Annotated in this window: 22 protein-coding genes and 1 pseudogene; 11 read left to right on the forward strand and 12 right to left on the reverse strand. The window is 74.1% G+C overall.

Features of this window, described 5'->3' with window-relative positions; translation table 11 throughout:
• Positions 1-46: 46 nt before the first annotated feature.
• The gene (locus ACFV1W_RS20395; protein ID WP_380418428.1) at positions 47-922 is read left to right on the forward strand and encodes an alpha/beta fold hydrolase; all 876 of its coding nucleotides are present in this window, start codon (positions 47-49) and stop codon (positions 920-922) included.
• Positions 923-940: 18 nt separating this feature from the next.
• Here the strand turns inward: ACFV1W_RS20395 and ACFV1W_RS20400 are convergent, their stop codons facing one another.
• The gene (locus tag ACFV1W_RS20400) at positions 941-1,687 is read right to left on the reverse strand and encodes an SAM-dependent methyltransferase (protein ID WP_380418430.1); all 747 of its coding nucleotides are present in this window, start codon (positions 1,685-1,687) and stop codon (positions 941-943) included.
• A 161-nt stretch (positions 1,688-1,848) separates the two neighbouring features.
• On the reverse strand, positions 1,849-2,997 hold the full coding sequence (locus ACFV1W_RS20405) for a glycosyltransferase (protein WP_380418431.1): 1,149 nt from the start codon (positions 2,995-2,997) through the stop codon (positions 1,849-1,851).
• Between the two features lie 57 nt (positions 2,998-3,054).
• Between ACFV1W_RS20405 and ACFV1W_RS20410 the strand changes: the two genes are divergently transcribed.
• Positions 3,055-3,825 carry a glutamate racemase gene (locus ACFV1W_RS20410; protein WP_380418433.1) on the forward strand — a complete coding sequence of 257 codons (771 nt, stop codon included), beginning with the start codon at positions 3,055-3,057 and terminating at the stop codon, positions 3,823-3,825.
• A gap of 366 nt (positions 3,826-4,191) precedes the next feature.
• Here the strand turns inward: ACFV1W_RS20410 and ACFV1W_RS20415 are convergent, their stop codons facing one another.
• Positions 4,192-5,472, reverse strand: coding sequence for a polysaccharide deacetylase family protein (locus ACFV1W_RS20415; RefSeq protein ID WP_380418435.1), 1,281 nt, complete (start codon positions 5,470-5,472; stop codon positions 4,192-4,194).
• A gap of 342 nt (positions 5,473-5,814) precedes the next feature.
• Between ACFV1W_RS20415 and ACFV1W_RS20420 the strand changes: the two genes are divergently transcribed.
• Complete coding sequence (locus tag ACFV1W_RS20420) at positions 5,815-6,084, forward strand: hypothetical protein (protein WP_380418436.1); 270 nt, start codon at positions 5,815-5,817, stop codon at positions 6,082-6,084.
• A 211-nt stretch (positions 6,085-6,295) separates the two neighbouring features.
• Positions 6,296-6,784, forward strand: coding sequence for an NUDIX domain-containing protein (locus tag ACFV1W_RS20425; protein ID WP_380418438.1), 489 nt, complete (start codon positions 6,296-6,298; stop codon positions 6,782-6,784).
• Positions 6,785-6,791: 7 nt separating this feature from the next.
• Here ACFV1W_RS20425 and ACFV1W_RS20430 read toward each other — a convergent pair whose 3' ends face one another.
• Positions 6,792-7,337 (reverse strand): PTS-dependent dihydroxyacetone kinase phosphotransferase subunit DhaM, encoded by a 546-nt coding sequence (locus ACFV1W_RS20430; RefSeq protein WP_380418440.1) that lies wholly within the window; start codon positions 7,335-7,337, stop codon positions 6,792-6,794.
• A 340-nt stretch (positions 7,338-7,677) separates the two neighbouring features.
• Between ACFV1W_RS20430 and ACFV1W_RS20435 the strand changes: the two genes are divergently transcribed.
• From ACFV1W_RS20435 to ACFV1W_RS20450, 4 genes are all read left to right on the forward strand, one after another.
• Positions 7,678-7,923, forward strand: a complete 246-nt coding sequence (locus tag ACFV1W_RS20435; RefSeq protein WP_380418495.1) for a DUF397 domain-containing protein — start codon at positions 7,678-7,680, stop codon at positions 7,921-7,923.
• 851 nt (positions 7,924-8,774) lie between these two features.
• Positions 8,775-9,269: a hypothetical protein gene (locus ACFV1W_RS20440; protein ID WP_030288620.1), complete on the forward strand. Its 495-nt coding sequence runs from the start codon at positions 8,775-8,777 to the stop codon at positions 9,267-9,269.
• A 65-nt stretch (positions 9,270-9,334) separates the two neighbouring features.
• Positions 9,335-9,418, forward strand: coding sequence for a putative leader peptide (locus tag ACFV1W_RS20445; protein WP_380418497.1), 84 nt, complete (start codon positions 9,335-9,337; stop codon positions 9,416-9,418).
• Between the two features lie 170 nt (positions 9,419-9,588).
• Positions 9,589-10,899, forward strand: coding sequence for an acyl-CoA dehydrogenase family protein (locus ACFV1W_RS20450; RefSeq protein ID WP_380418442.1), 1,311 nt, complete (start codon positions 9,589-9,591; stop codon positions 10,897-10,899).
• 94 nt (positions 10,900-10,993) lie between these two features.
• Here the strand turns inward: ACFV1W_RS20450 and ACFV1W_RS20455 are convergent, their stop codons facing one another.
• Positions 10,994-12,205, reverse strand: coding sequence for a phosphotransferase (locus ACFV1W_RS20455; RefSeq protein ID WP_380418444.1), 1,212 nt, complete (start codon positions 12,203-12,205; stop codon positions 10,994-10,996).
• Positions 12,206-12,677: 472 nt separating this feature from the next.
• Between ACFV1W_RS20455 and ACFV1W_RS20460 the strand changes: the two genes are divergently transcribed.
• Positions 12,678-14,159, forward strand: coding sequence for a hypothetical protein (locus ACFV1W_RS20460; RefSeq protein ID WP_380418446.1), 1,482 nt, complete (start codon positions 12,678-12,680; stop codon positions 14,157-14,159).
• Positions 14,160-14,226: 67 nt separating this feature from the next.
• Here the strand turns inward: ACFV1W_RS20460 and ACFV1W_RS20465 are convergent, their stop codons facing one another.
• A complete protein-coding gene (locus ACFV1W_RS20465) occupies positions 14,227-14,634 on the reverse strand; it encodes a hypothetical protein (protein WP_380418447.1) in 408 nt (135 codons plus the stop codon).
• A gap of 414 nt (positions 14,635-15,048) precedes the next feature.
• On the opposite strand from ACFV1W_RS20465, the gene ACFV1W_RS20470 reads away from it, so the two are divergent.
• The gene (locus tag ACFV1W_RS20470) at positions 15,049-16,548 is read left to right on the forward strand and encodes a HEAT repeat domain-containing protein (RefSeq protein ID WP_380418449.1); all 1,500 of its coding nucleotides are present in this window, start codon (positions 15,049-15,051) and stop codon (positions 16,546-16,548) included.
• A gap of 104 nt (positions 16,549-16,652) precedes the next feature.
• Here the strand turns inward: ACFV1W_RS20470 and ACFV1W_RS20475 are convergent.
• The 3 genes and pseudogenes from ACFV1W_RS20475 to ACFV1W_RS20485 all read right to left on the reverse strand — a co-directional run bounded on the left by ACFV1W_RS20475 (position 16,653) and on the right by ACFV1W_RS20485 (position 18,733).
• Positions 16,653-17,269: pseudogene (locus tag ACFV1W_RS20475) on the reverse strand (undecaprenyl-diphosphate phosphatase).
• 15 nt (positions 17,270-17,284) lie between these two features.
• Positions 17,285-18,007, reverse strand: a complete 723-nt coding sequence (locus ACFV1W_RS20480) for a class I SAM-dependent methyltransferase (RefSeq protein ID WP_380418499.1) — start codon at positions 18,005-18,007, stop codon at positions 17,285-17,287.
• A gap of 192 nt (positions 18,008-18,199) precedes the next feature.
• On the reverse strand, positions 18,200-18,733 hold the full coding sequence (locus ACFV1W_RS20485) for a PadR family transcriptional regulator (RefSeq protein WP_380418450.1): 534 nt from the start codon (positions 18,731-18,733) through the stop codon (positions 18,200-18,202).
• 118 nt (positions 18,734-18,851) lie between these two features.
• Here ACFV1W_RS20485 and ACFV1W_RS20490 point away from each other — a divergent pair, with 118 nt between their 5' ends.
• Entirely contained in the window at positions 18,852-19,619 is a 768-nt protein-coding gene (locus ACFV1W_RS20490) for an alpha/beta fold hydrolase (RefSeq protein WP_380418452.1), read from the forward strand.
• 232 nt (positions 19,620-19,851) lie between these two features.
• Here the strand turns inward: ACFV1W_RS20490 and ACFV1W_RS20495 are convergent, their stop codons facing one another.
• The 3 genes from ACFV1W_RS20495 to ACFV1W_RS20505 all read right to left on the reverse strand — a co-directional run bounded on the left by ACFV1W_RS20495 (position 19,852) and on the right by ACFV1W_RS20505 (position 22,538).
• Positions 19,852-20,628, reverse strand: coding sequence for a LamB/YcsF family protein (locus tag ACFV1W_RS20495; RefSeq protein WP_380418454.1), 777 nt, complete (start codon positions 20,626-20,628; stop codon positions 19,852-19,854).
• Between the two features lie 143 nt (positions 20,629-20,771).
• Entirely contained in the window at positions 20,772-21,296 is a 525-nt protein-coding gene (locus ACFV1W_RS20500) for a hypothetical protein (RefSeq protein ID WP_380418455.1), read from the reverse strand.
• 207 nt (positions 21,297-21,503) lie between these two features.
• Complete coding sequence (locus tag ACFV1W_RS20505; protein WP_380418457.1) at positions 21,504-22,538, reverse strand: IPT/TIG domain-containing protein; 1,035 nt, start codon at positions 22,536-22,538, stop codon at positions 21,504-21,506.
• Positions 22,539-22,694 lie beyond the last annotated feature (156 nt).

The raw sequence follows: 22,694 nt of genomic DNA on the forward strand, positions 1-22,694 counted from the left end.
TCCGAGATCCCTTGCCTAACCATTCAATTGCTGTTTAATGGTTAGCATGAGCGAGCTGACGATCCCGCACGTCCACCACCGCCACGTCGACCTCGACGGCCTGCGCGTCTTCTACCGCGAAACCGGCCCGGCCGACGCGCCCGTCCTCCTGCTGCTGCACGGCTTCCCCTCCGCCTCGCACCAGTACGCCAGGCTGCTCGACGCCCTCGGCACCCGCTACCGGCTGATAGCCCCCGACTACCCCGGCTTCGGCAACAGCGACAGCCCCGCGCCCGACGCCTTCCCGTACCGCTTCGACACCCTCGCCGACGTGATCGAGCGTTTCTGCCTCGCCCTCGGCCTGGACCGCTTCGCGCTGTACGTCTTCGACTTCGGCGCACCCGTCGGCCTGCGGCTGGCCACCCGCCGGCCGGAGTGGATCACCGGCCTGGTGGTCCAGAACGGCAACGCCTACGAGGAGGGGCTCTCCGGCCAGGCACGGGAGTTCATCGCCCAACGACGCGGCGTCCCCGGCGCCGAGGAGGCCGCCAGGTCGATCCTCACCCTGGACGTCACCCGCAGCCAGTACGAGGGGGGCACCGGCGATCCCAGCCTGGTCGCCCCCGACGGCTGGACCCTCGACCAGCACTTCCTCGACCTGCCCGGCCGCAAGGACATCCAGGTCGAGCTGGCCCTCGACTACTTCTCCAACGTCGAGCTCTACCCGGACTGGCAGGACTGGCTGCGCGCCGACCAGCCGCCCACGCTGGTGGTCTGGGGCCGGAACGACCCCTTCTTCACCGAGGCCGGTGCCCGCGCCTACCTGCGCGACCTGCCCGGGGCCGAACTGCACGTCTTCGACACCGGGCACTTCGCGCTGGAGGAGAAGCTGCCCGAAATAGCCCCGCTGATCGACGACTTCCTCGCTCGGACGCAGAAGTAGCCGTTCGCATCGGTGAGTTCAGTCGCGACGCAGCAGGTAGGTGACGAAACCGAGCGTTTCCCGGTAGCCGTGCAGCCATTCGGCGCGGTGGCGGTCCGCGGCCTCGCGGGCGGCCGCCGCGTCGGCGTGGGCCGGGTGGTCCAGCGCCCACCCGGCCAGTGAGCCCGTCCAGGAGAACTCGTAGTCATCCCACTCCCGAGGCGTGCTGACGTGCCCGTACACCGGGGTCCAGCCGTCCGCGAGCACTCGGTCGGTGGTCGTGGCCAGGTCCGCGAAGTCCTCCGGGGCGGCGCCCAGCCCGTCCAGCGCGGCCCGGGACGGCTCGCGCTCCCAGAACCCCTCGCCGACCAGCAACCGCCCGCCCGGGGCGAGGAGTCCACGGGCCGCGGCGAGCGTGGGCAACAGCCCGCCGAAGGCGTGGGTGGCGCCCACGCACAGCACCAGGTCGAAGGGTTCCCGGTCGGTGAACTCCCGGGCGTCCCGGTGGTGCAGGCCGATCCGGCGCTCCACACCGAGCGCGGTCGCGGTCTCCCGGGCCAGGGTCAGCGCCGCCGTGTCCACGTCCACCCCCACCGCCCGCCAGCCCGGCCGCGCGGCCAGCGCCCGCAGCAGCCAGGCACCCTCGCCGCAGCCGAGGTCCAGCACCCGGCCGGCCTCCTGCCCGGCCAGCGCGCGGTCCAGCAGACGGGCCACCGACCCGTCCGACAACGGTGCCGCGATCGGGTGGTGGGCATGGGCGAGCCGGGAGATCCGCTGACGGTCCATCCGAGCAGTATGGATCGGACCGGCCCGGCGCGCCCGGGTTTTCCGCGCCCGCCTTGCCCGCCCGCGTCCGTCGGTGCCCGCTCGCGGCCGCCCGTGCCCGGCCCCGCTTGCCCGGGCTCGCCCGTCCCCGGTCCCGCCTGCCCGTGCCCGCCCGTGCCCGGTCACGCCCCGGAGTACGTCCGGCCCTTCCAGGCAGCGCCCCGGCCGCGCCAGTGCTGCACCGCCGAGTCCACCGTCATCAGCAGGTACAGCGAAGCCGTGAACGGCAGCAGCAGCACGGCCGCGGCCGGCTGCCCGTAGTACCGGACCATCGGCAGGTAGGTGCCCGCCATCAGCGCCCACGCCGCCCCGCCCGCCACCGCCACCGGAGGCACCTCCGCCACCAGCCCGGCCACCGTGGCCACCGGCGGGACCAGGTACACCAGCGCCAGCCCCAGCACCGTCCCGAGCAGCAGCAGCGGCGAGTGCCGCAACTGCGCGTACGCGCTGCGCGACACCATCCGCCACAACTGCTCCAGCCGCGGGTACGGGCGGACGCTGTCCACCTCCCCGGCCAGGCCCAGCCAGGTGCGCCCGCCCGAGGACTTCACCGCCCGGGCCAGCGACACGTCGTCGATCACCGCCCCCCGGATCGCCGCCACCCCGCCCGCGCGCTCCAGCGCCTCCCGCCGCACCAGCGAGCAGCCTCCCGCCGCGGCCGCCGTCCGGGAACCGGGACGGTTGCTCCGGCGGAACGGGTACAGCTGGGCGAAGAAGTACACGAATGCCGGAACGATCAGCCGCTCCCAACCGGTCTCCACCCGCAGCCGGGCCATCTGCGACACCAGGTCCAGCCCGTTGCCCTCGGCCGCGGCCACCAGCTCGGCCAGCGAATCCGGGCCGTGCGCGATGTCCGCGTCCGTCAGCAGCAGGTACTCGGCGTCCGGACCGGCCAGCTCCACGCCGTGCCGCAGCGCCCACAGCTTGCCCGTCCAGCCCGGCGGCAGCGGGGGAGGAGTGGTGACGGTCAGCTCCAGTCCGTCGATCGTCCGAAGCTCCGCGGCCAGTGCCCCGGTCTCGTCAGAACTGTGGTCGTCCACCAGGATCACCCGCGCCCGCCCCGGGTACTTCTGCGCCAGCAGCGTCGGCAGGCTCACCGGCAGCACCGCCGCCTCGTCCCGGGCCGGTACCACGATCACCGCCTCGGGCCACCGCACCGGCGGACGACGCGGCGGCAGCCGCACGTCGGTGCGCCAGAACAGACCGTGGCAGCACGCCAGCCAGAGCCAGACCAGCAGGGAGAACGCGGCGATCCACAGCAGGACGGTCACCCCGGCAGTCTGCCGCAGAACCGGCCGGGACGGGGGGATCGACTAAAGTCTTGCCTCGTGAAGATCGCACTGATGGACTCCGGAATCGGCCTCCTGGCCGCCGCCGACGCCCTTCGGAAGCTGCGCCCGGACGTCGACCTGGTGCTCTCTTCCAACCCGGCCTCGATGCCGTGGGGGCCGCGCACGCCCGAAGAGGTCACCGAACTGGCCCTCGGCTGCTGCCGGGCCGCGGCCGCCCTCGAACCCGACGCCCTGGTGATCGCCTGCAACACGGCCTCGGTCCACGCGCTCGCCGCCCTGCGTGCCGAACTCGAACCCGGCCTGCCGGTCATCGGCACCGTCCCGGCGATCAAGCCCGCCGCCGCGCTCGGCGGCCGCGTCGCCATCTGGGCCACCCCGGCCACCACCGGCAGCGACTACCAGCGCGGGCTGATCCGCGACTTCGGCGGCACCGCCGACATCACCGAGGTCGCCTGCCCCGGCCTCGCGGACGCCGTCGAGCACGGTGACGACGACGCCACCACCGCGGCCATCGCCGACGCAGCCGCCCGTACCCCGCACGGCACCGACGTGATCGTCCTCGGCTGCACCCACTACGAACTCGTCGCCGACCGCATCCGCGCCGCCGTCGCCCCCACCGCCTCCCCGGCCCTCGCCCTCCTCGGCTCCGCCGACGCCGTCGCCGCCCAGGCCATCCGCCGCGTCGCCGACCCCACCCGCACCGGCACCGGCAGCCTCACTGTCCTCCACGCCGGCCTCCCCGCCGCCCTCCCGCCGACCGCCACCCTCTACGCGCAGGGCCTCACCCTCGCCCCCGTCACCGCCTGATCCCACCAACCCGGGCTCCGCGTCACACGCCGGCCAGGCCGACTCCCCGCCCATTGCGGGCGCGGAAGCAGACGATTTGGCTCCCGTGCCACCGGCCCGAGCCACGGCCGGGAGCCTGGCGCAGGCTCTGCGGCGGAAGCCGACCGGGCCGCCTTCTCGTGCGGGAGGACAACGGGAGGGCCTGAGGTTGCCGTGGGACGTGGGTGGTCTTCGAGACCGACCAGCCGCGTGAAGTGGCTGGATCGGGTGCCTGGGCGTGCCGGGCAGGCAGGGCGTGTGCCTGGTGGGCAGTGCGTCGGCACGCGGGAACGGCCTGAACCGGACGGCGCTGCGCGGGGAGCGGCCCCCGCACAGCGCCGTCGGGGGTCAGGCGACTTCTCGGCGGCGCCAGCGGCGGTAGGCGGGTTCGAGGCCGGAGAGGATGGTGTCGAAGCGGCGGGTGCTGGTGGTGGAGTCGACCTGGAGGCGGCTGATCTGGAGGGGGTGGGTGGGGAGTCGGGGGCCGAGTCGGTGGTCGGAGAGGAAGCCGAGGCGGTAGCCGAGTTCCTGCAGAACGGTTTCGGCACGGGGGTCGTGGCCGCCGTCGGGGTAGGCGAAGGCGATCGGGGGTTCGCCGAGCCAGTGGGTGAGGGCTTCGTGGGCGCCCGTGATCTCGGTGCGGACGGTGGCGTCGTCGCAGCGACCGAGGCAGGGGTGCCCCTGGGTGTGGTTGCCGATGGCGACGCCGCCGTCCCGCAGGGCGAGCAGGTCGGCGGGGGTGAGCTGTTCCTGACGCGGTGGCCGTCGGTCGGCGCTGATCCGCAGTTCGTGCAGGCTCCGGCGCCGGTCCGGGTCGGGCATGGCCTTGAGCCGGGGGAGCAGTTGGGAGGGGTGGCCGCAGTCGAGTGAGCGGGCGCGGCCGCCGTGGCGGGCGAGGAAGTCGGCCTCGTGCCACCAGAAGGGGCGCTCGGTGCCGATGAGTTCGGAGATGACGAAGGCGGTGGCTGGGATGCCACGCGCGTCAAGGGCGGGCAGGGCGTGGGTGAGGACACTCCGGTCGGCGTCGTCGAAGGTGACCAGGACGCTGCGCGGCGGCAGCGGCCGCCGCTCGGTGACGGCCTGGAGGACGGCTTCCAGCGAGACCGGGGTGGCGAGTCGCCGCAGCCGGTCGAGCTGGGCGCCGAAGGAGCGGTGGTCGGTGACCCCGTGGTAGGCGAGGACGGCGAGTCGCTGGGCGGCCCGGGCCCGGAACAGCGGCTGTACGGGGGCGAACCGCAGCCATTCGCCCCGTGCGTCCTGTTGTTCCGTCTCGGTCCGCTTCGCGTCGGCGTTCCCCGTGCCGACGTTCCTCGCGTCGGCGTTCCCCGTGCCGACGTTCCTCGCGTCGGCGTCCCCGGCGCCGACGTTCCTCGTGTCGACGGTCCCCGCGTCGACGGGCCTCGTGCCGAGGTGCCTCCCGCCGAGGAGCGTCGTATCGAGTCGCTTGGTGTCGAGGCGCTTGGCGTCGAGGTGCGTGGTCTCGAAGCGCTTCGCCTCGACGGCCGGTCGGGTTCGGCCGGCGCCGTGGTGGTCGGACGCGCAGCCGGTGGGAGGTGGCAGTGCCCGCACGCCGGGCACGGGCCTGGCGCGGGCCGGGGAGGTCGGTGGGGTGGACTGGGTCTGCGGCAACGGTTCCCCCTTGGTCGCCGAGCGGCGTGGCGGTACCGCCGGAGGACGGAGCCCGGCCTCCGGCTCCAGGGGGCGGCGGCTCCGCCCCCTGGGTATTCCGGTTCTCGGTGGGGGGTTCTCACCCGTCCCGTGAACGGCTCCTGGATCACTCGATGCCATTGAGACCGCTGCACCGGACGGATGGTTGTACCGGGATGGCGAGGATTTTTCGTGGACTGATTGTGGAGCATGCACACGCCTCCGCAGGGGCACTGGAACTCCCGTACGGGCAGTCGTGCAGGGTGCCCGGCGGCTCACTTCCCGCGGGCTGCCCGGCCGGCCCGCCCGGGGTACCTTGGGCTCATGGCAGATGCGGACCGTGATCCCTTCCACCCGCACGGTGCGACCCGGTGGGGCCGCGCGTGCAGCGGTGGAGCCCTGGTCACCCACCGGATTCCGCTGGCCGTGGCAGGTGTGGCCTGCCTCGTGCTGGGCATCGTCGTGGCCGTGATCGTCCCGGACAGTGACGGTCCGGCGTGGGCGATGGCAGTGGCCGGCTGCCTGGCGGCGGGGGTGCTGCTGCTCGGCCGGATCGTCTTCGGGGTGCTCCGGCGGCGGGGCGCCGCGCTTTGACGGCGTTCTGACAAATTGCGGGTCACTCCACCGGCCGACCCGGCGTGATTGATCAACAGATCGAGCGAAATTGGTCAGAACGACCGAATTTCATCTCTTCCGACAATCGCGCGCTCTCTTCTTTCACCATTTTCGGACAATGGCTTCATCCTCCTCTCCCGTGAATGCCTTCCCGAAGGGAGCGGTCAGCCGCCTCGGTAGGCTGCGCCGCATGGCGATTCCCCCCTTCCTCCTGGAACTCCGCTCCCTCGTGGGCAACCGTCCGCTCTGGCTGAGCGCCGTCTGCGCCGTCGTCGTGGACGACCGGGAGCGGGTGCTGCTCGCCCGTCGGGTCGACGACGGCCGGTGGGCCTCGGTCGGCGGCATCCTCGACCCCGGTGAGCAGCCGGCCGACGGCGTGGTGCGCGAGTGCCTGGAGGAGACCGGTGTGGTGGTCGTGCCCGAGCTGCTCGCCTCGGTGACCGTCACCGGGCCGGTCACCTACCCGAACGGCGACGTGACGCAGTACCTGGTGCTGACCTTCCGCTGCCGGGCGGTCGGCGGCGAGGCCCGGGTGAACGACGACGAGTCGCTGGAGGTGGGCTGGTTCGCGCTGGACGGGCTGCCGCCGATGCTCGACTTCGAGCACGAGCGGCTGCGCCACGCGCTGCAGTGCAGTGGCCCGGCGGTCTTCAGCCGGGCGGGCAAGGAGTACCCGTAGCGCCCGGTCAGCCCTTCTGCTGCCGGTAGGCCTCCTCCGCCGCGTCCAGCACGGCGGTCAGGTCCCCGCCCGCCGTGGCGGTCGCGGCGGCGGCCACCGCGCCCTCCACGAACGGCGCGTTCGCGAAGCGGACCGGGAACGGCAGGCCGTGCTCGTCGGCGTCGGACAGCAGGGTCCGTACTGTGGTGACCGCTCCGCCGAGGTCGGCGAGCACCACCACGCCGTGGCCCTGGTCGACCCGCCGGGTGGCGGCGGCCACCAGCACCGCGCTGATGCCCGGCCCGTCGGCGGGGTCGCCGCCGGTCGCGGCGACCGGCGCGGGGGAGTCGGATCCGGTCAGAGTGAGCGCCAGGGAGCGTACGGCGGTGGCCAGTTCCTGGCTGTGCGAGACCAGGACGATCCCTACCCGGCCGTGCACGGCGGTCCGGGCCGGGGTGGGCCGGGGCAGCGGGGTGGGCGAGGTCGGGGTGCGGGGCGCCGGCGGGTGGGCCGAGGGGGCGTCGGAGATGGGGATGACGTCGGCGCGGGTGCGGGTGCCGTCCCGGCGGCTCATCGGCTGCTCCCTAGGGCGGGGTCGTGGGCGGGTCGTGAACGGGCCAGGAGCGCCGGGGTGGCGCGGTGACGGCTCGGGGCCCGTACGACACCGCCGACCGACCCCTGCCCGGCGGGCGGGTCCGTGCGCGTCCTGGCAGCACTCTGGCAGCTGCCCGGGGCCCTCGCCGGTCGGGACACGCCCCACCGCGCCCCGACCGCTCCTCCACCGGCCCTCCTTCCCGTCCGGCGGAGACCTCGTCAACCCGCTGACCGGGGCCGGGGGGTGTGACTAGGCTGATCGTGGAACGCCGTCGGGAGGAGATCGGTCAGTGGCAGTGAACAGCGGGACGGACACCGGGGTGAACGCCGGTGCGGCCGGGGCGGAGCCGGAGCTCGCGCCGAACGGGAAGCCGAAGGTGGACTTCACCGGGGCCGAGTGGCTGTGCAGCAGCCAGGGGGTGGGCGACGTCCAGATCGCGTTCGTGGACGGCTACATCGGGATGCGGGACGGCCGTCAGGAGGACGGGCCGGTCCTGGTCTTCACCCCGGCCGAGTGGCGGGCCTTCGTGCTCGGTGCCCGGGACGGCGAGTTCGACCTCACCTGAGCCGTCTCACCTGAGCCGCGGCACCTGAGCCGACCCCACCGGGGTCGGCCTCACCGGGGTCGGCCTCACCGAAGCCGGCGCCCGCGGAGCGGTCCGAGCTGCAGGGACACGTGCAGCGTCCGGGCCGCTCCGCGGGTGGTTCCGGGCGGGTTCCGGAGCGGGCGCGGACGCTGATTCCGGCGCCGAACATCACAACTGATGATCTTTTGAGCGTGCCCCGTCATCATTTCTGTTGACTGTTAGACAAACGCAGCTCAGAGTATGAGCACAGGCAGACGCCGTGCCCACCGCCCCCACGCGGCCAGACACGGCGCCTGCTGTGCGGCCCGGCAGCACTGCCAGGCCATACCTCCCAGTCATCCCCTGCGCACCGGGGTGCGTCGGCCGGTCCCGGCCCACGAGGGGCCGGCAGTCGCCGGGAGGCTGGCGCCGAAGCCGAGAGCGACTCGGACAACGGCACCTTTTGCTCGGGACCCGCACGCCCCCACGCGGCGGCGTCCCGAGCAGATCCACGGGAGCGACGGGCCGGGGCCCCGCGGATCTGGCTCTTGTTGCACGGAACTGCAGTGGAACTGTTGGCTTGTGTGTTTGTGCTGTGTGCGACGACGAAGCTGGGTGCTCGGCAGTTCGGCACGACAAGTGCACAGTGAGGGATACGCGTGTAGGGCCGCGTTGCGACATGCCGTCCCCCCGGAGGGTGAACCCCAGAACGGCTGTCGTGCTGAACCGAACGTAGCCCGGACGGTTGCTCAGAGTCAACATTGGTCTCTGAGCGTCGACCTCCCGCCCGTCCTCCGTCGGGGCCCCACCCGCCTCGCGAGTGTGGTGTGCCGGACACGTACGATGTTCCCATGTCTTTTCTCCGCCGTCGCTCCGGACAGCCCGCCGGCCCGGACTTCGACGTGCTCGCGATGGACCCGGGCGACTGGCCCGGCGACTTCGGTGCGGCCATGATGACCGGCCCGGACGGCTCCTGCCAGGGCATTTTCCTGCGCTACGACCTGTTCGGCGGCAGAGGCCCGGCGATGTTCATCGGCAACCTCCCCGAGGGCTCGCCCGCCCGGGAGACCGGCGACGAGGTGCCCTTCGAGGTGCGGCAGCTGCTCGCGGCGCTGGAGAACGACGAGCCGGTCGAGTTCGTCTCCGCCGAGGACTTCCCGGTCATGCTCGGGGACGACCTGCTGATCGTGAAGAAGGTCAAGGTCAGCGAGGAGCGCGTGTTCTGCGCCCAGTTCGGCCGCAGCGACGGCGTGCTGGTCACCATCGCGTCCTGGGACCGACCGATTTCGGACGACCTGTATCAGCTGCTGAAGCCGCTTCCGGCCGACATGTTCCAGCAGGGCTGACCGGGCCCGCCCGGGGCCCGGACGCTGCTTGACGGTATCGATCACCGGTTCGTACAGTCGCGGGCATGCCGTGCCGTCTCCTGCTGTTGACCCGCCGCAGGCATCTGGACCTGCGCCGGACCGCCAGCGCGGTCTGTCCGGGCCGTTGAGGGGGGATTCCGCCCCCGTGGCGGCGGGCGACCGGCCGGACCGGGTCGGCGCCGACATCCCGGGGGAGGGTCGGGTGCCCGCCTCCGGGGCCGCCGGCCGGTTCCGCGCGCCCGTACGGCGTGCCGCCCGCACTCGCTGAGCCACGCTGCCGCCCGGAGGCACCAGTCCCATGACGACCACCGCCGCCGACGATCGTTCACGGAACGATCGCCATCGAACCGAATCGTCGGATTCCGGCCACACCACGCCGCCCGGCCCGCCGGTACCGCCCGCGTCGCCCGCGCGACCGAAGGCCCCCGCCAGAGCCGCCGCACCCGAGCCCGCACCCGACCGCTCCGCGATCGAGGCCGCACTGGCCGGCCTGCCCCGGGTCGTCGACCTGCTCGCCGCCCGTGCCGAGGAGCACGACCGCGACGCCACCTTCCCGTACCAGGGCATCGAGGCCGTCCACGAGGCCGGACTGCTCACCCTGACCGTCGCCCCGCGGTACGGCGGACCGGGCGGCACGCTCGCCGACACCGTCCGGGTGCTGGCCCAACTCGGCCGCGGGGACGCCTCGGTGGCCGTGGTCACCGCCTTCACGCTGCTCCAGCACGCCGAGCAGGGCCGCCGCGCCGGCTGGCCGACGGCCGGCTACCGGCGGCTGCTCACCGAGTCGCGCCGCGGACCCGCGCTGGTCAACACGCTCCGGGTGGAGCCCGGCGGTCGACCGGACGCGCTGCCCGGGACGGTGGCCCGGCGGGACGACGCAGGCTGGGTGCTGACCGGCCGGAAGACCTACTGCACCGGCGCCGAGGCGCTGGCCTGGATGGCCGTCACCGCGCGGACCGACGAACCCGAGCCCAGGGTCGGCACGTTCCTGGTCCGCGGCGAGAGCGAGGGCCTGGAGATCGACCCGACCTGGGACCAGCTCGGCCTCCGGGCCAGCGCCAGCCACGACGTCGTGCTCGACGGGGTGCGCGTCCCGGCCGAACTCGCCCTCGGCCTGCGCACACCCGGCCGGGAGGACGGTGCGGAGGCCGAGCTCGCCCGCGCCTGGCAGGACCTGGCGCTCGGCGCGGTGGCGATCGGCGTCGCACGGGCCGCTGAGGGCTGGCTGGTCCGCTTCCTGAACCAGCGCACTCCGGCCAACCTCACCGAACCGCTCGGCACCCTGCCGCGCTACCGCTGCGCCCTCGGTGAGATCGAGGCCCAGCTGATCGGCGCCGAGGAACTGGTCCACGGCCTGGCGCCCCGGGTGGACCGGGGCGAGCCGGACGCCGTGGCCCGGACCGGGGCCGCCCAACTGCTGGCCACCCGGGCCGCCACGGCGGCCGTCCAGCAGGCCGTCACGCTCACCGGCAACCCGGGACTGAGCCGACGTCACCCGCTGGAGCGCTACCTGCGGGACGTGCTCAGCAGCCGGGTGCACCTGGCGCCCGAGGAGGCCGTCCTGGACGCCGCCGGCCGGGCCGCCCTGGAACGTGGCGCCCGGCCGTAGCGGCCCTGCGGTTCACCACCACCCCCGTGGGCGGGGCGGTTCGGCCATGCCCGGCGGTCGGGCAGGGCCCTGCGGTTGGGCGGGGCGCCGTCGTTCAGCGCGTGCCGACCGCGGCCCGGACCGCGCGGCGGGCCAGCGCGGCGTCGTCGTAGAGCCGGCGGATCATGATCCGCTGCTCCTCGCCGGCGCCCGGCACGTCGTACAGCCGGATCTCCCGCATCAGCACCAGCACCAGGTTCACCAGGAACGCGTCCCGGGCCAGCGTGCCGCCGTTCTGGGCGAGTTGGCTGATCTGGCGGCGGGCGGCGGTGTCGCCGGACAGGACGCTCCACAGCACCGCCAGGTCGTAGCCCGGCAGGTACCAGCCTGCCTGCTCCCAGTCGACCAGCACCGGACCGGACGGCGCCAGCAGCATGTTGCTGAGCAGGGCGTCGCCGTGGCACAGCTGCAGCGGGGTGTGGCCCAGGCCGTGCAGGAGGCCGCGCAGGTCGCCGGCGTCCCGGTCGGTGAGCTGGCCCACCGAGTGGTAGCGGGCGATCTCCAACTGGTAGTCCAGGCGCGGCTGGAAGACGTCGCCCGGCGGCCGCCAGAGGTTCAGCGTCCGGACGGCGCCGAGCAGCGCCCGGACCTCGCCCGGGGTGGGCGCGTTGACCGGGTGGCGTTCCCGGGCGGCCGGCCGCCCGGGAACGCGCTCCATGACGAGCACGCACCGGTCGTGGTCGGCCGCGACCAGCCGGGGCAGCCGCACCGGCGGGCGGTGCCGGACGAACGCCCGGTAGACCGCGACCTCGTGGTGGAAGTCGGCCACCAGCTGCTCGAAGTACTCACTCCGCACCGCCTGCGGCGCCAGGCACTTGGCGACCACCGGAGCCCGCCCGATGGTGCCCGCCACCAGGATGTGGCGGCTGCCCTCGCGCAGGACCTGGCGCGGGGTGAACGCGGGACATATCCGCGCGACGCTGCCCAGCGCCGCCCGCACCGCCGGGGTCTGGAGCGCCGATGGATCGATCCGCTCCGGTCCGAGCGGCTGGCCGGGCCGCCGGGCCCGCAGCACCTGGCCGTCGGCCTGGCGGGCCAGCGGCAGGCGGTGGCCGACGGGCGGGGCGGCCTCGGGGGTGCGCAGCCCCAGCGCGGTACGGCCGGCCGGGACCCGGGCGTCCGTGGACCGGCCCTCGGTGCCGCGCGGGGCGACCGGACGGCTCGCCGGGGGCACCTGCTTGGGCCCGGGACGGCCGGCGGCTGCGGTGGGGGGGCGCAGCGCGGTGCGGGTCGCGGTCGGCGTGGGGGTCGTCGCTGAGGAGTACATGGGCTGGGGGTGGTCCCTTCCGGTCCGTCGGCGGGTGCGCCCCGCGGGGGCGGGGAGGGCCGCCGCCGGGTGCTTCCTGGCGCGACGGCGGCCCTGCTGCGGTCGGTGGGTGGAGCGCGGGCGCCGGGCACGGACGCGGGGTCGGGAACCCCTGTTCGGCAGTGCTCCGGCCGTCCGCACCCTGGGGAATGCGGTCGGCCGGACTGCCGTGGCCGTGCCCGGCGTCCCCGCGCCACCCGGCCGCGCCACCCCCTCGGGTGAGGACCGGGAGCGCCCCGTGCCACGGTCGGGGGACTGCCCCGGCCCTGGTGGGACGCCGCCCGACCCGAGGGGCGAGGTGGCGCACCCCTACAACACACCCGTCGGGCACTGGCTTAGTAGTCTGGCGGGCCCTGGCGAACGGTGGCGAATGCTCGCCTGGCACTTGCCGGAGCCTCTAGCCTCGAAGTGCCGAGGAACCTGGGGGCTTCATTTGAGCAGGGAACCCAACACCCGACTCGCCGATCTGTTCGTCCTGACCGGATGGTCCAAGGGCGAGTTGGCGCGGCTGGTCAACCGTCGGGGTGCCGCGCTGGGGCAGCAGCAGCTGTCCACCGACACGTCGAGGGTACGGCGGTGGATCGAGCATGGGGAGATCCCGCGCGATCCGGTGCCGAGGGTGCTGGCAGCCGTGTTCACGGAGCGGCTCGGCCGTGTCGTCACCACTGAGGACCTCGGTCTGGAACGACACCGGCCCACCAGGTCCGGAGCGGAGCCCTCCGCAGCAGCGCCGTGGTCGCCGGATCGAACAGCCGTGGTCCTCACCGAGTTCACGGGAATGGACCTCATGCTGAACCGACGTGGATTGGTGGGCGCCGGAGCCGCGCTCACGACCGGGGCGGTCATCGCCGACTCGCTGAAGGGCTGGCTGGGCGGGGACGCGGTGGCGTACGCGGCCTCGGTGCCCGGGCCCCGCCAGGTGGTCACCGGGGGCGGCGCGCGCCCGGTGGTGGACGTGTACGACGCGGGCCCGGTCGGGCTCGACGAGGTGGAGTCGCTGGAGCGCTCGGTGCAGGTGTTCCGGGCCTGGGACGCCGCTCGCGGCGGCGGGCTCCAGCGCAAGGCGGTGGTCGGTCAACTGAACGAGGTGGGCGGCCTGTTGACCCACCGCCACGCACCGGCGGTGGAGCAGCGGTTGTGGCTGGTCGCGGCCAACCTGGCGGTGCTGGCAGGCTGGATGTCGCACGACGTGGGCCTGGAGCCCACCGCCCAGCGGTACTTCATGATCGCGGCCGAGGCGGCCAAGGAGGCGGGCGACCGGCCGCGGGCCGGCGAGGCGATCTCCCGGGCCGCCCGGCAGATGGTGCACCTGGGCCGGGCCGACGACGCGATCGACCTGATGTCGGCGGCCAAGGCGGGCGGTGGTCTGCTGCTGCCCAGAACCCGTGCGATGTTCAACACCGTCGAGGCCTGGGCGCACGCCTCGATCGGGCACTCCCAGGACACCTACCGGCTGCTCGGCGAGGCGGAGGACCTGTTCACCGAGGAGTCGCCGGAACCCGCGCCGTCCTGGATGCAGGTCTTCGACGAGGCCGAACTGCGCGGCATGCAGGGGCTGGTGCTGCGCACCCTGGCCGAGCACGACGAGGCGGCCGCCCCCCGGGCCCGGCGGCACGCGGAGCGGGTGATCGCCCTGCGGGAGGGCACCGGGCAGCTGCGCTCGGCGCTGTTCGACCGGATCACCCTGGCGTCGGTGCAGTGGATCGCCGGGGAGCCGGACGCGGCGGCGTTCCAGGCCAAGATGGTGATGAACCTGATCGGCCAGAACTCCTCGCACCGGACCTGGGACCGGCTGCGCGAGATGTACCGGCTGACGGCGCGGTACCGGGGGCTGCCGGTGGTGGACGAGCTGCGGGCGGAGCTCGGCCGGGAGTTGCGGGCGGCGGACGCCAAGAACCGGCCGCGGCCGTCGTGAGACGCCCGGCCGGCGGGGCGCCGACCGGGCAACAGGCGGGGGTTCGGGCCGGCGGCGGGACTCCCGATCAGGCCGACGGGGCCGGCCGGAGCAGCATGCGCAGCGCGGTGACCGTGCCGTCCGCGCCGAGTACGGGCTCGCCCGCGCACTCGACGCTGTCGTGCCGTCCGCAGGGGCGGCGGATCCGCAGCGTGCCGGCGGCCGGACGGCCGTGCACCAGGGCGTCGGTCATCATCCGGCGCAGCAGCGGCCGGTCCGCCTCGGGGAGGCGGTCGGGCAGCCGGTCGAGGCTGAGCGGGCCGTGGCCCGGGTCGCAGCCGAGGAGGAGGTAGGTCTCGGCGTTCCAGCGGACGCCGTCGGTGAGCAGGTCCCACTCCGCCGAGCCGATGATCGGCTTGTCGTCGTGGTCGCGGCGGCCGGGGTGGCCGCCGCTGTCGAGGGAAGGGCCGGACGGCCCCTGCGTCGTGCCGTCCACTCCGCCCTCCGTTCCGCTGTCGGACCCGCCGACGGAGCCGTCGTCCGCGCTGCCTTCCGGGTGCCCGCCGGGGCGCCGTCCACCGTGGCGGTGGCCGGCGGGCGGGCGGCGCCCAAGGGCATGCTCATGACGGGTCCATCGGTCGGCGCGGCCCCCGTGCGGGTCCTCGGGGGTGGTGACAAGACTGTCGCACAGCGTCCACGCCGGTGTGGGCGATTTGGACATAACGCAGGCAAAATTCCCCTGGCATATGCCACTGTGGCAGCGGCCCTCGTCGCCCTGTGTGCGGAAGAGGGTCCGAGGCGGTAACCTTCGGTGATTCCGGCGCCCGGGCGCCCACCGCAGTACCGACCAGAGACCCCCGGCGACGGAAATCCCGTTGCCACTACGACCGCCGCAACGGATGCTGACCTCATGTTCGAGCCAGTGATAGCACCTAGTGCCAGCCTCCTAGGCCTCCTGCAGCGAGGCCGCGGTGACGGGCAGCTCCACGCGCTGGCCGCCGACCGTGCCGAGGCCATCGCCGCGCTGGAGGAGTGCGTCACCAGGGATCCGCGGGCCGACTGGCAGGTCGAGAGCCGCTCCCTCTACTACGCCCGCCTCTACATGGAGCTGGAGGCGCCCCTCGACGGCATCGAGGACCACCTCCACTCCGCCGAGGACCTCGTCAGCGATGACGAGAGCCGCACCGGCCTCGCCCTCTCCGTCCTGGGCCACCTCGCCGCGTACGGCCGGCGCGACGCGCTGCTGATGCTGCGCGAGTACGCCGCCACCGGTGCCAACTGGACCTGGGCCCTGGACGAGCTCGCCCTGCGCGACGACGACCGGGGTCTGCTGCTGCTCGGCACCGCCGTGCTGGACCGCTTCGCACCGGGCCCCGAGGGCGACGCCGAGCTGCGCGAGTTCATCCGCAACGCCTACGAGCCCCGGCCCTGGCGGCTCTGGGCGGCCTACCACCCGAGAGTGGCCGCGGCCAGCGAGCAGTCGCCCTTCGACCTCTGGCAGCGCCAGCTCAACCGCAGCGGCGTCACCCCTGGCTGGTCCACTGCCGACGTCCTGGCCTGGGCCGACCAGGGGCAGCTGGGTGACCTCAACGCCGGTGCCTTCCTGGGCCGCCCCGAGCCGGAGCGCGTCGACGAGGACCCGTCCGGCCCGGACGCCGTGGACCGCCGCGCCGCCGCCGCCGCCCGCTGTCTGACGGCCGTCGTCCGGCCCGAGGACCGCCCCCTCCTGCTGGAGACCGCCCGCGGTGGCCTGCGCGGCGCCCGGCGCGCCGCGCTGCGCTACCTGGTCGACCAGCGCGACCCGGCCGCCCTCGAACTGATCGAGGCTGCCGCAGCTGACGTGGACGACCGGATCGTCCGGGCAGCGCTGGAGCTGCTCGGCCGGATGCGCGGCCCCGAGGTGCTGGCCCAGGCCCGCCGCTGGGCGGACCCGGCCAGCGGCGGAGCCGACAGTGCGCTCGGCGAGACGGCCGTCCGCCTGCTCGCCGACGCCGGGGAGCCGGTCGACGCGCCGCTGGTGGTCGCCGGGCTGCGCCGCTGGATCTCCGTGCGCGGTGTCAGCGGTACCGGCCTGGGATCGCTGGTCGACGGTGCGGGGCGGCTGGCCGCCGCAGACGCCGTCCCCGTCCTGCGCCACATCTACGGGGAGGCCGCCTCCTCCGAACTGCGCGGTCGCGCCGCCCGGGCGCTCGCCGTGACCGATGTGCACTTCCCCGAGGGGCCCGCCGTCGAGTGCCTCTGGGACTGCGAGGAGTCCACGCGCGAGCTCGCCGCGCGCCACGTCGCCACCACGGGCGACGCGCGTGTGCTGGAGCGGCTGCGGAGGCTCGCCGCCGACCCGGCCGAGGAGGCCGAGGTCCACGCCGCCGTCCGCGGCCGATTGACCGCCGCCCGGGAGTTCGGGCGTTAGGGGCGTGTCCTCGGGCCCGAGGGCCTCAACGTTCAGTGGGCCGGGACACCGTGCGGGTGTCCCGGCCCACTGCCCTTTCGGGCGCCGCCGGGTGGAACGCCGTTCTACTTGACCGAACCCGCGTCCGGGGCCAGCACGCCGCCCGCCACCAGGCCGGTGATCAGGACGCCGAGCGGCACCCGGTACACCACGAACGGCAGGAAGCTGTTGTGCGAGATGTACCGGAGGAACCAGGTGATCGCCGCGTAGCCGCCCGCGAAGGCGATCACGGTGGCCAGGACCGTCGGCCCCCAGGCCGGGGCCGGTCCCTCGCCGATCTCGAACAGCTCCAGCGTCCCCGAGGCGAGCACCGCCGGGATCGCGAGCAGGAACGAGTAGCGGGCGCCGCCTCCCGGCTGTAGCCGAGCAGCAGGCCCGCACTGATCGTGCCGCCGGAGCGGGAGACGCCCGGGATCAGCGCCAGTGCCTGGGTGAAGCCGTAGGCGGCCGCGTGCGGCAGGGGCAGGTCGGTGATCGGACGGGCGTGGCGGACGGCGCGGGTGCGGTCGGCGAGGGCCAGCAGCAGACCGAAGACGATCAGCGTGGGGCCGATGGTCCGGAGGTCGCGCAGATGGGTCTCGATGGTGTCCTGGAACAGCTTGCCGAGGACCCCGGCGCGCGGCCGATGGTACGGGGTGAAAGCGACAGGTCTTTGTTCATCCTTTAATCGGACTTTGCGCACCGGCCCGACCCGGAACTAGCGCGCCGGGCCGCTCCGGGACCGGTTGAAGGGCCGGGCCCGGACCCAGGTGCGGTCCTCCGTCAGGTACGCCTCGACCCGCAGTCCGGCGTCCGTCAGGGCCTGTTCGAAGGCCTCCGTGCTGAGCGGGCGGGACAGGAAGGTCTGGGTCCAGGTGCCGTCCGGGAAGACGTACTCCGCGTGGACGGAGTTCACCCCGGAACCGACCGGTGTCGCGGAGAGGATCCTGGCCACCCCGTCCGTCCCGGCGATCCGGCTCTCCCGCGGGACGTTCCGGTGCCAGTCCTCGCCCTCCCGCTGCACCAGCACGCAGCCGTCCCCGGTGACGTGCCGCCGGCAGGTCTCCAACAGGCCCTGGCGGACGGCGGGGTCGCCGGCGTGCACCAGGAAGGAGGCCAGCACGACGACGTCGAAGCGCTCGCCGAGGTCCAGCCGCTCGATCGGGCTGCGCACCGTGCGGACGTCCGCGCGCACCCGGGCCAGCATCTCGGCGGACTCGTCCACGGCCGTGACGGCGAAGCCGCGGTCGACCAGCGGGTGGGTCATCCGGCCGACGCCGCAACCCAGTTCGAGGATCTTGGCGCCGGGTGGCACCGCGGCCTCGATCACGTCCGGGGCGTCGCCCACCGGGAGGCGGGTCCACACCTCGACCGCGCAGCCGTCCGGGGTGATGGCGCCGGGGCCCGTGCCGTCGTAGCCCTCGCGTCGCTCGTCGCTCATGTGTGTGTCGTTGCCCATGGGGCCATCGGAACACGGGTGGGGTGCGGAGGGAAGGGCGGTTCGGCGCCTTTCGGTCAACGCGGGCGATTCCCCTCTTCCTCCTGTCGGTGCGTCAGGCCGTCAGGCCGTCAGGTCGTGGAGAAATGAGTCCGCCGGTCCGCCGGTCCGCCGGTCCGCCAGTTCGTCCGTCCGTCAGTTCGTCGGTTCCTTCAGTTCCCCGAGGGCGGCGCGAAGCCAGGAGAGTTCGGCCTCGGTGGTGGCGCGGGCGGTCAGCAGCAGGCCGCGTCGGAACGGATCGGCGAACTCCTCGGCCGCGCGCGGGCGGTCGCCTTCGTAGAAGAAGCTGGCCGGCTCGGACAGGAAGGCGATCCGGCGGCGCAGCACGGCGGCCTGGGCGGCCGGGTCGTCGAGGTGGCGCAGGAAGGAGGCCAGGGCGGCCCAGCGGTTCCCGTCGGTGATGTCGAGCGGCTCGGGCTCGCGCAGCCGGTCGAGCAGCGCGGTGCGGCCGGCCTCGGTCAGGTGCAGGGTGTGCCGGGGTGCGGCGGCGCTGCCGGGCTCGGTCTCGCGGACCAGCAGGCCGTCGGCCTCCAGTCGCTTGATCGCGGGGTAGAGGGAGCCGTCGCTGATCGGGCGGACGTGGCCGGTGAGGGCGGCGAGGTGGCGGCGCAGCTCGTAGCCGTGCAGCGGCCGGTCGTACAGGAACCCGAGGATCGCGAGCTTCAGCATGGGCCCACTCTCTCAGATCGGTGTCTCGGCGTTTTGGTATATCGAATCGCGATACATCGACTTCGAGGTATAGTCCCGTCCTCTCGGCAGTCCCCGACCGACACAGGAGTGTGCGCGCATGCGCGAAGCCCCCGTCACCCCGAACGGCGACCGGATCCGCTGGGTGGAGCTGCCCGGCGCCGAGCCCGCCCGGCTCCATCTGCACGGGCTCGGCGCCAGCTCGCCCGTCTACTTCGCGGCCGCCGCCGCCCACCCGCTGCTCACCGGGCGCCGCTCGCTGCTGCTGGACCTGCTCGGCTTCGGGATCAGCGACCGGCCCGCCGACTTCGACTACACCCTTGAGGCGCACGCGGATGCCGTCGCGGCGGCGGTCGCGGCCGCCGGGCTCGACCGGGTCGAGGTGGTCGGCCACAGCATGGGCGGCGCGGTCGCGATCGTCCTGGCGCACCGGAACCCCGGACTGGTCTCGCGGCTGCTCCTGGTGGACGCCAACCTGGACCCGATCGACCCCGGCCGCCGCCGGATCGGCAGCAGTGGGATCGCGAGCTACACCGAGGTGGAGTTCCTGGCCGGCGGACGGGAGGAAGTCGCCCGGAGGGTCGGCCCGTTCTGGTGGTCCACCATGCGACTGGCCGGGCCCGAGGCCCTGTACCGCAGTGCCGTGCACCTGGCCCGGGGGAGCGAACCGCCCATGCGCGAGCTGCTGCTCGGTCTCGACCTGCCGCGCACCTTCCTCCATCCGGAGGGGGAGGAGCCGGCGGGCGCGGAGGGGCTTCGCGCGGCGGGGGTGAGGGTGGTGGAGGTGCCGGACTGCGGCCACAACATCATGCTCGACAACCCGGACGGCTTCGCGGTGGCGGCCGCGCGGGCGCTGGGCGCCGGCTGAGCCCCGCACCGGACCGACCGCCGCACCGGGCCGGTCGCCGCACCGGGCCGGACGCCGCCCTGACGTGCCCTGGGCCGCGGAGGAGGGGGAGGGCGCGTTCGATCCGGCCCAACGGGTCATCGCGGAGCTGCTGTCGGGCTGGGCCTGGGCGCTTCTCGTCCCACGTCCGCACACCGGCGTCCCGTCGCGTCGGCCGGCCGTCAGGTGAACGCCTCCTCGCGTCCGTCCGCCGTCAGGTGAACGCCTCGACCCGGACCCCGGCCGAGGCGAGGGCGCCGCGGATCCGCCAGGCGAGCTGGGCGGCGCCCGGTGTGTCGCCGTGGACGCACAGCGAGCGGGCCTCGACGGCGATGCGGTCGCCGCCGACGGCTTCGACCGTGCCGTCCCGGGCGATGCCGACGGCGCGGGTGATCACCGATTCGGGGTCGTGCACCACCGCGTCGGGTTCACGGCGCGGGACGAGGGTGCCGGCCCAGGTGTAGGCGCGGTCGGCGAAGGCCTCGGTGACGACCGGCAGCCCGACCCCCTCGGCGACCGAGAGCAGCCGGGAGCCGGGCAGTCCGAGGACGGGCAGTGGCCCGTCGCAGACCGCCCCGGCGCGGAGCACCCCGGCCACCACGGCCTCGGCCTGCTCGGAGTCGGCGACCACTTGGTTGTAGAGGGCGCCGTGCGGTTTGACGTAGGACACCCGGGAGCCGGCGGCGCGGGCGAAGACCTGGAGGGCGCCGATCTGGTAGGCGATCTCGTCGGCCAGTTCCTCCGGGGGCACGTCCATCGCGCGGCGTCCGAAGCCGGCCAGGTCGTGGTAGGAGACCTGGGCGCCGATCCGGACGCCGCGTTCGGCGGCGAGCGCGCAGACCCGGCGCATGGTCGACGGGTCCCCGGCGTGGTAGCCGCAGGCGACGTTGGCGCTTGTCACGACGGACAGCAGCGCCTCGTCGTCGGTCAGGCTCCAGCGCCCGAACCCCTCGCCGAGGTCCGCATTGAGATCGATCACCGCATCGGCCACGTCCGTCCGCCTCCCAGCAGCTGTTGAGCCAGATGGTAGGGCCTGGCGGTGAAGCCCGATGACCGTGACCCGGGCGCCCGCAGGGCCCTCCGGCGCGCGGCCCACTTTTGCGCGCCCCGGGGCGGCGCCGGGGGGCCGTCGACTCAGTGTGCGGCCGGGTGTTGCTGGAAGGAACGTTCCAGCGGACGCAGTGCCCGCAGCACGATCAGCAGCGGAACGGCGCCGAAGACGCCGAACGACATGTCGATGAATCGCCATGCCAGCGGGATCCCCCGAAGCGGCCCGCAGATCAGCGCCAGCGGGATCACCGCGCCGCAGGCGAGCACCGCCCAGCGGATCACCCAGATGTTGCGGACCGGGTCCTTGAGCGGCCCCCAGAAGGCGGCGCCGATCACCAGGTGGGCGAAGGCCAGCCAGTCGGTGCCGTACGCCAGGAACGGGTAGCGCTCGTCGGTCTCGACGAGACCGGTGTGCACCCGTTGGAACCAGGCGAGCGCGGCCGGGAAGCGGTCGGTCAACGGTGCCGCCGGGCCGGAGGCGAAATCGACCAGCCAGCGGGTCTCGGTCTCCAGCGGGAAGGCGGTCAGACCGCTCAGCACCAGGCAGACCAGGAAGAGCCGCAGCCACCGCCGGACCCGCCGCAGGATGACCGCGGGGTCGCCGTCCATCTCGCACACCTCCATGTCGAGCGCACCCCTGCCGGGCGCGCCGAGGAGCAGGCGGAGCCTCGCTCCACCTGCGCGGAACCGACTCTAGACCCATCTTTTGAACATGTTCAACACGCCGTTGGGCCGGGTCTGGACGCACCGATGCCCGGGCGCCGCACAGGACACCCGGGCATCGCCGGCAGGCGCTGCGCCGTAGACCGGCAGGCGCTACGCCGTATAGGTGTACGTGACCGGCGCGCTGGTGCCGCCCGCCGCGGTGACCGTGACGTCCACCGGCCCCGGCGCGGCGCCCGCGGGTGCGGTGGCCGAACAGAAGGAGGGCCCGCAGGAGACGTGCGCGGCCGGCACCCCGCCGAAGGCGATCGAGCCGTACGTCAGGTTGCTGCCCTGGACGTACACCCGGGTGCCGCCGGCCACCGGTCCGCTGGTGGTGGTCAGGCTGCTGACCACCGGCGCGGGCGGGGCTGGCGGCGCGGCGCCGGTGTAGTCGAAGGCGGCCGGGGCGGCGGCCGTGCCGCCCGGGGTGACCACGCTGATGGGAGCGCTGCCCGAGCCGCCCGGCGTGGTCACCGTGCAGGCGGTGTCGGTGCAGCTGCCCGCCGCCGGGACGCCGCCGACCAGCACCATGCCGTGGGCCAGGTTGCTGCCGCTGACGGTCACCGAGGTGCCGCCCGCGCCCGGACCGGTGACGGTGTCGAGACCGGAGACGGCCGGGGCGGCCTGGACGGTCGCCGGCAGGTAGCTGCCGCTGCCGAGGTCGTAGCGGGAGACGTGCCCGGTCGGGTCGGTGTCGTTCGGGTTGGCGGCCGTCACCGTGATCACCCCGGCGACGTGCACTCCGGGGGTGGTGCGCAGGCTGAGCTTCATGAACTCGCTCTTCCCGACCACCCGGGTGCCGGTGAGCACGGCCTCCAGGTGGCGGCCGTCGGGGGAGAGGGTCTCGGTGAAGGTGTAGTCGTACGGCGTGGAGTAGAACATCGCGCCGTCGGTGGTGACGCCGGGCGGCAGGTCGACGGTGAAGTGCGTCGGGCCGGTGAGGTCCGCGGTGCCTGAGGAGACCCAGCTCGCCGCCATGTTTCCCGAGGTGAAGAAGCCGCCGGGGTAGTTCCCGGCCTGCGAGACGGTCACGTGCTGGGCGGAGGTCGACGGCGTGTCGGTCGGCGCGGCCGCGGCGGCGCCGGTGGTGAGGACGGTCAGGGACAGGGCGGCGCCGAGGGCCGCTGCGGCCAGTCGGGTGATCATGTGTCGATCATCACCGAACCGTCCCGCGGCCCTCGCGGGTTTGTCGAATACCGGTTCGGGAATGGCGGAATCCCGTCGAAACCGCGTTCCGCATCCGCACCGGACACGCCCCCCGGCCTGCCGCTCGCTCCACCCGCAAGGTCCGTTTCGGTCGAT

This window comes from Kitasatospora sp. NPDC059648 (assembly GCF_042734825.1).
Taxonomy (GTDB): domain Bacteria; phylum Actinomycetota; class Actinomycetes; order Streptomycetales; family Streptomycetaceae; genus Kitasatospora.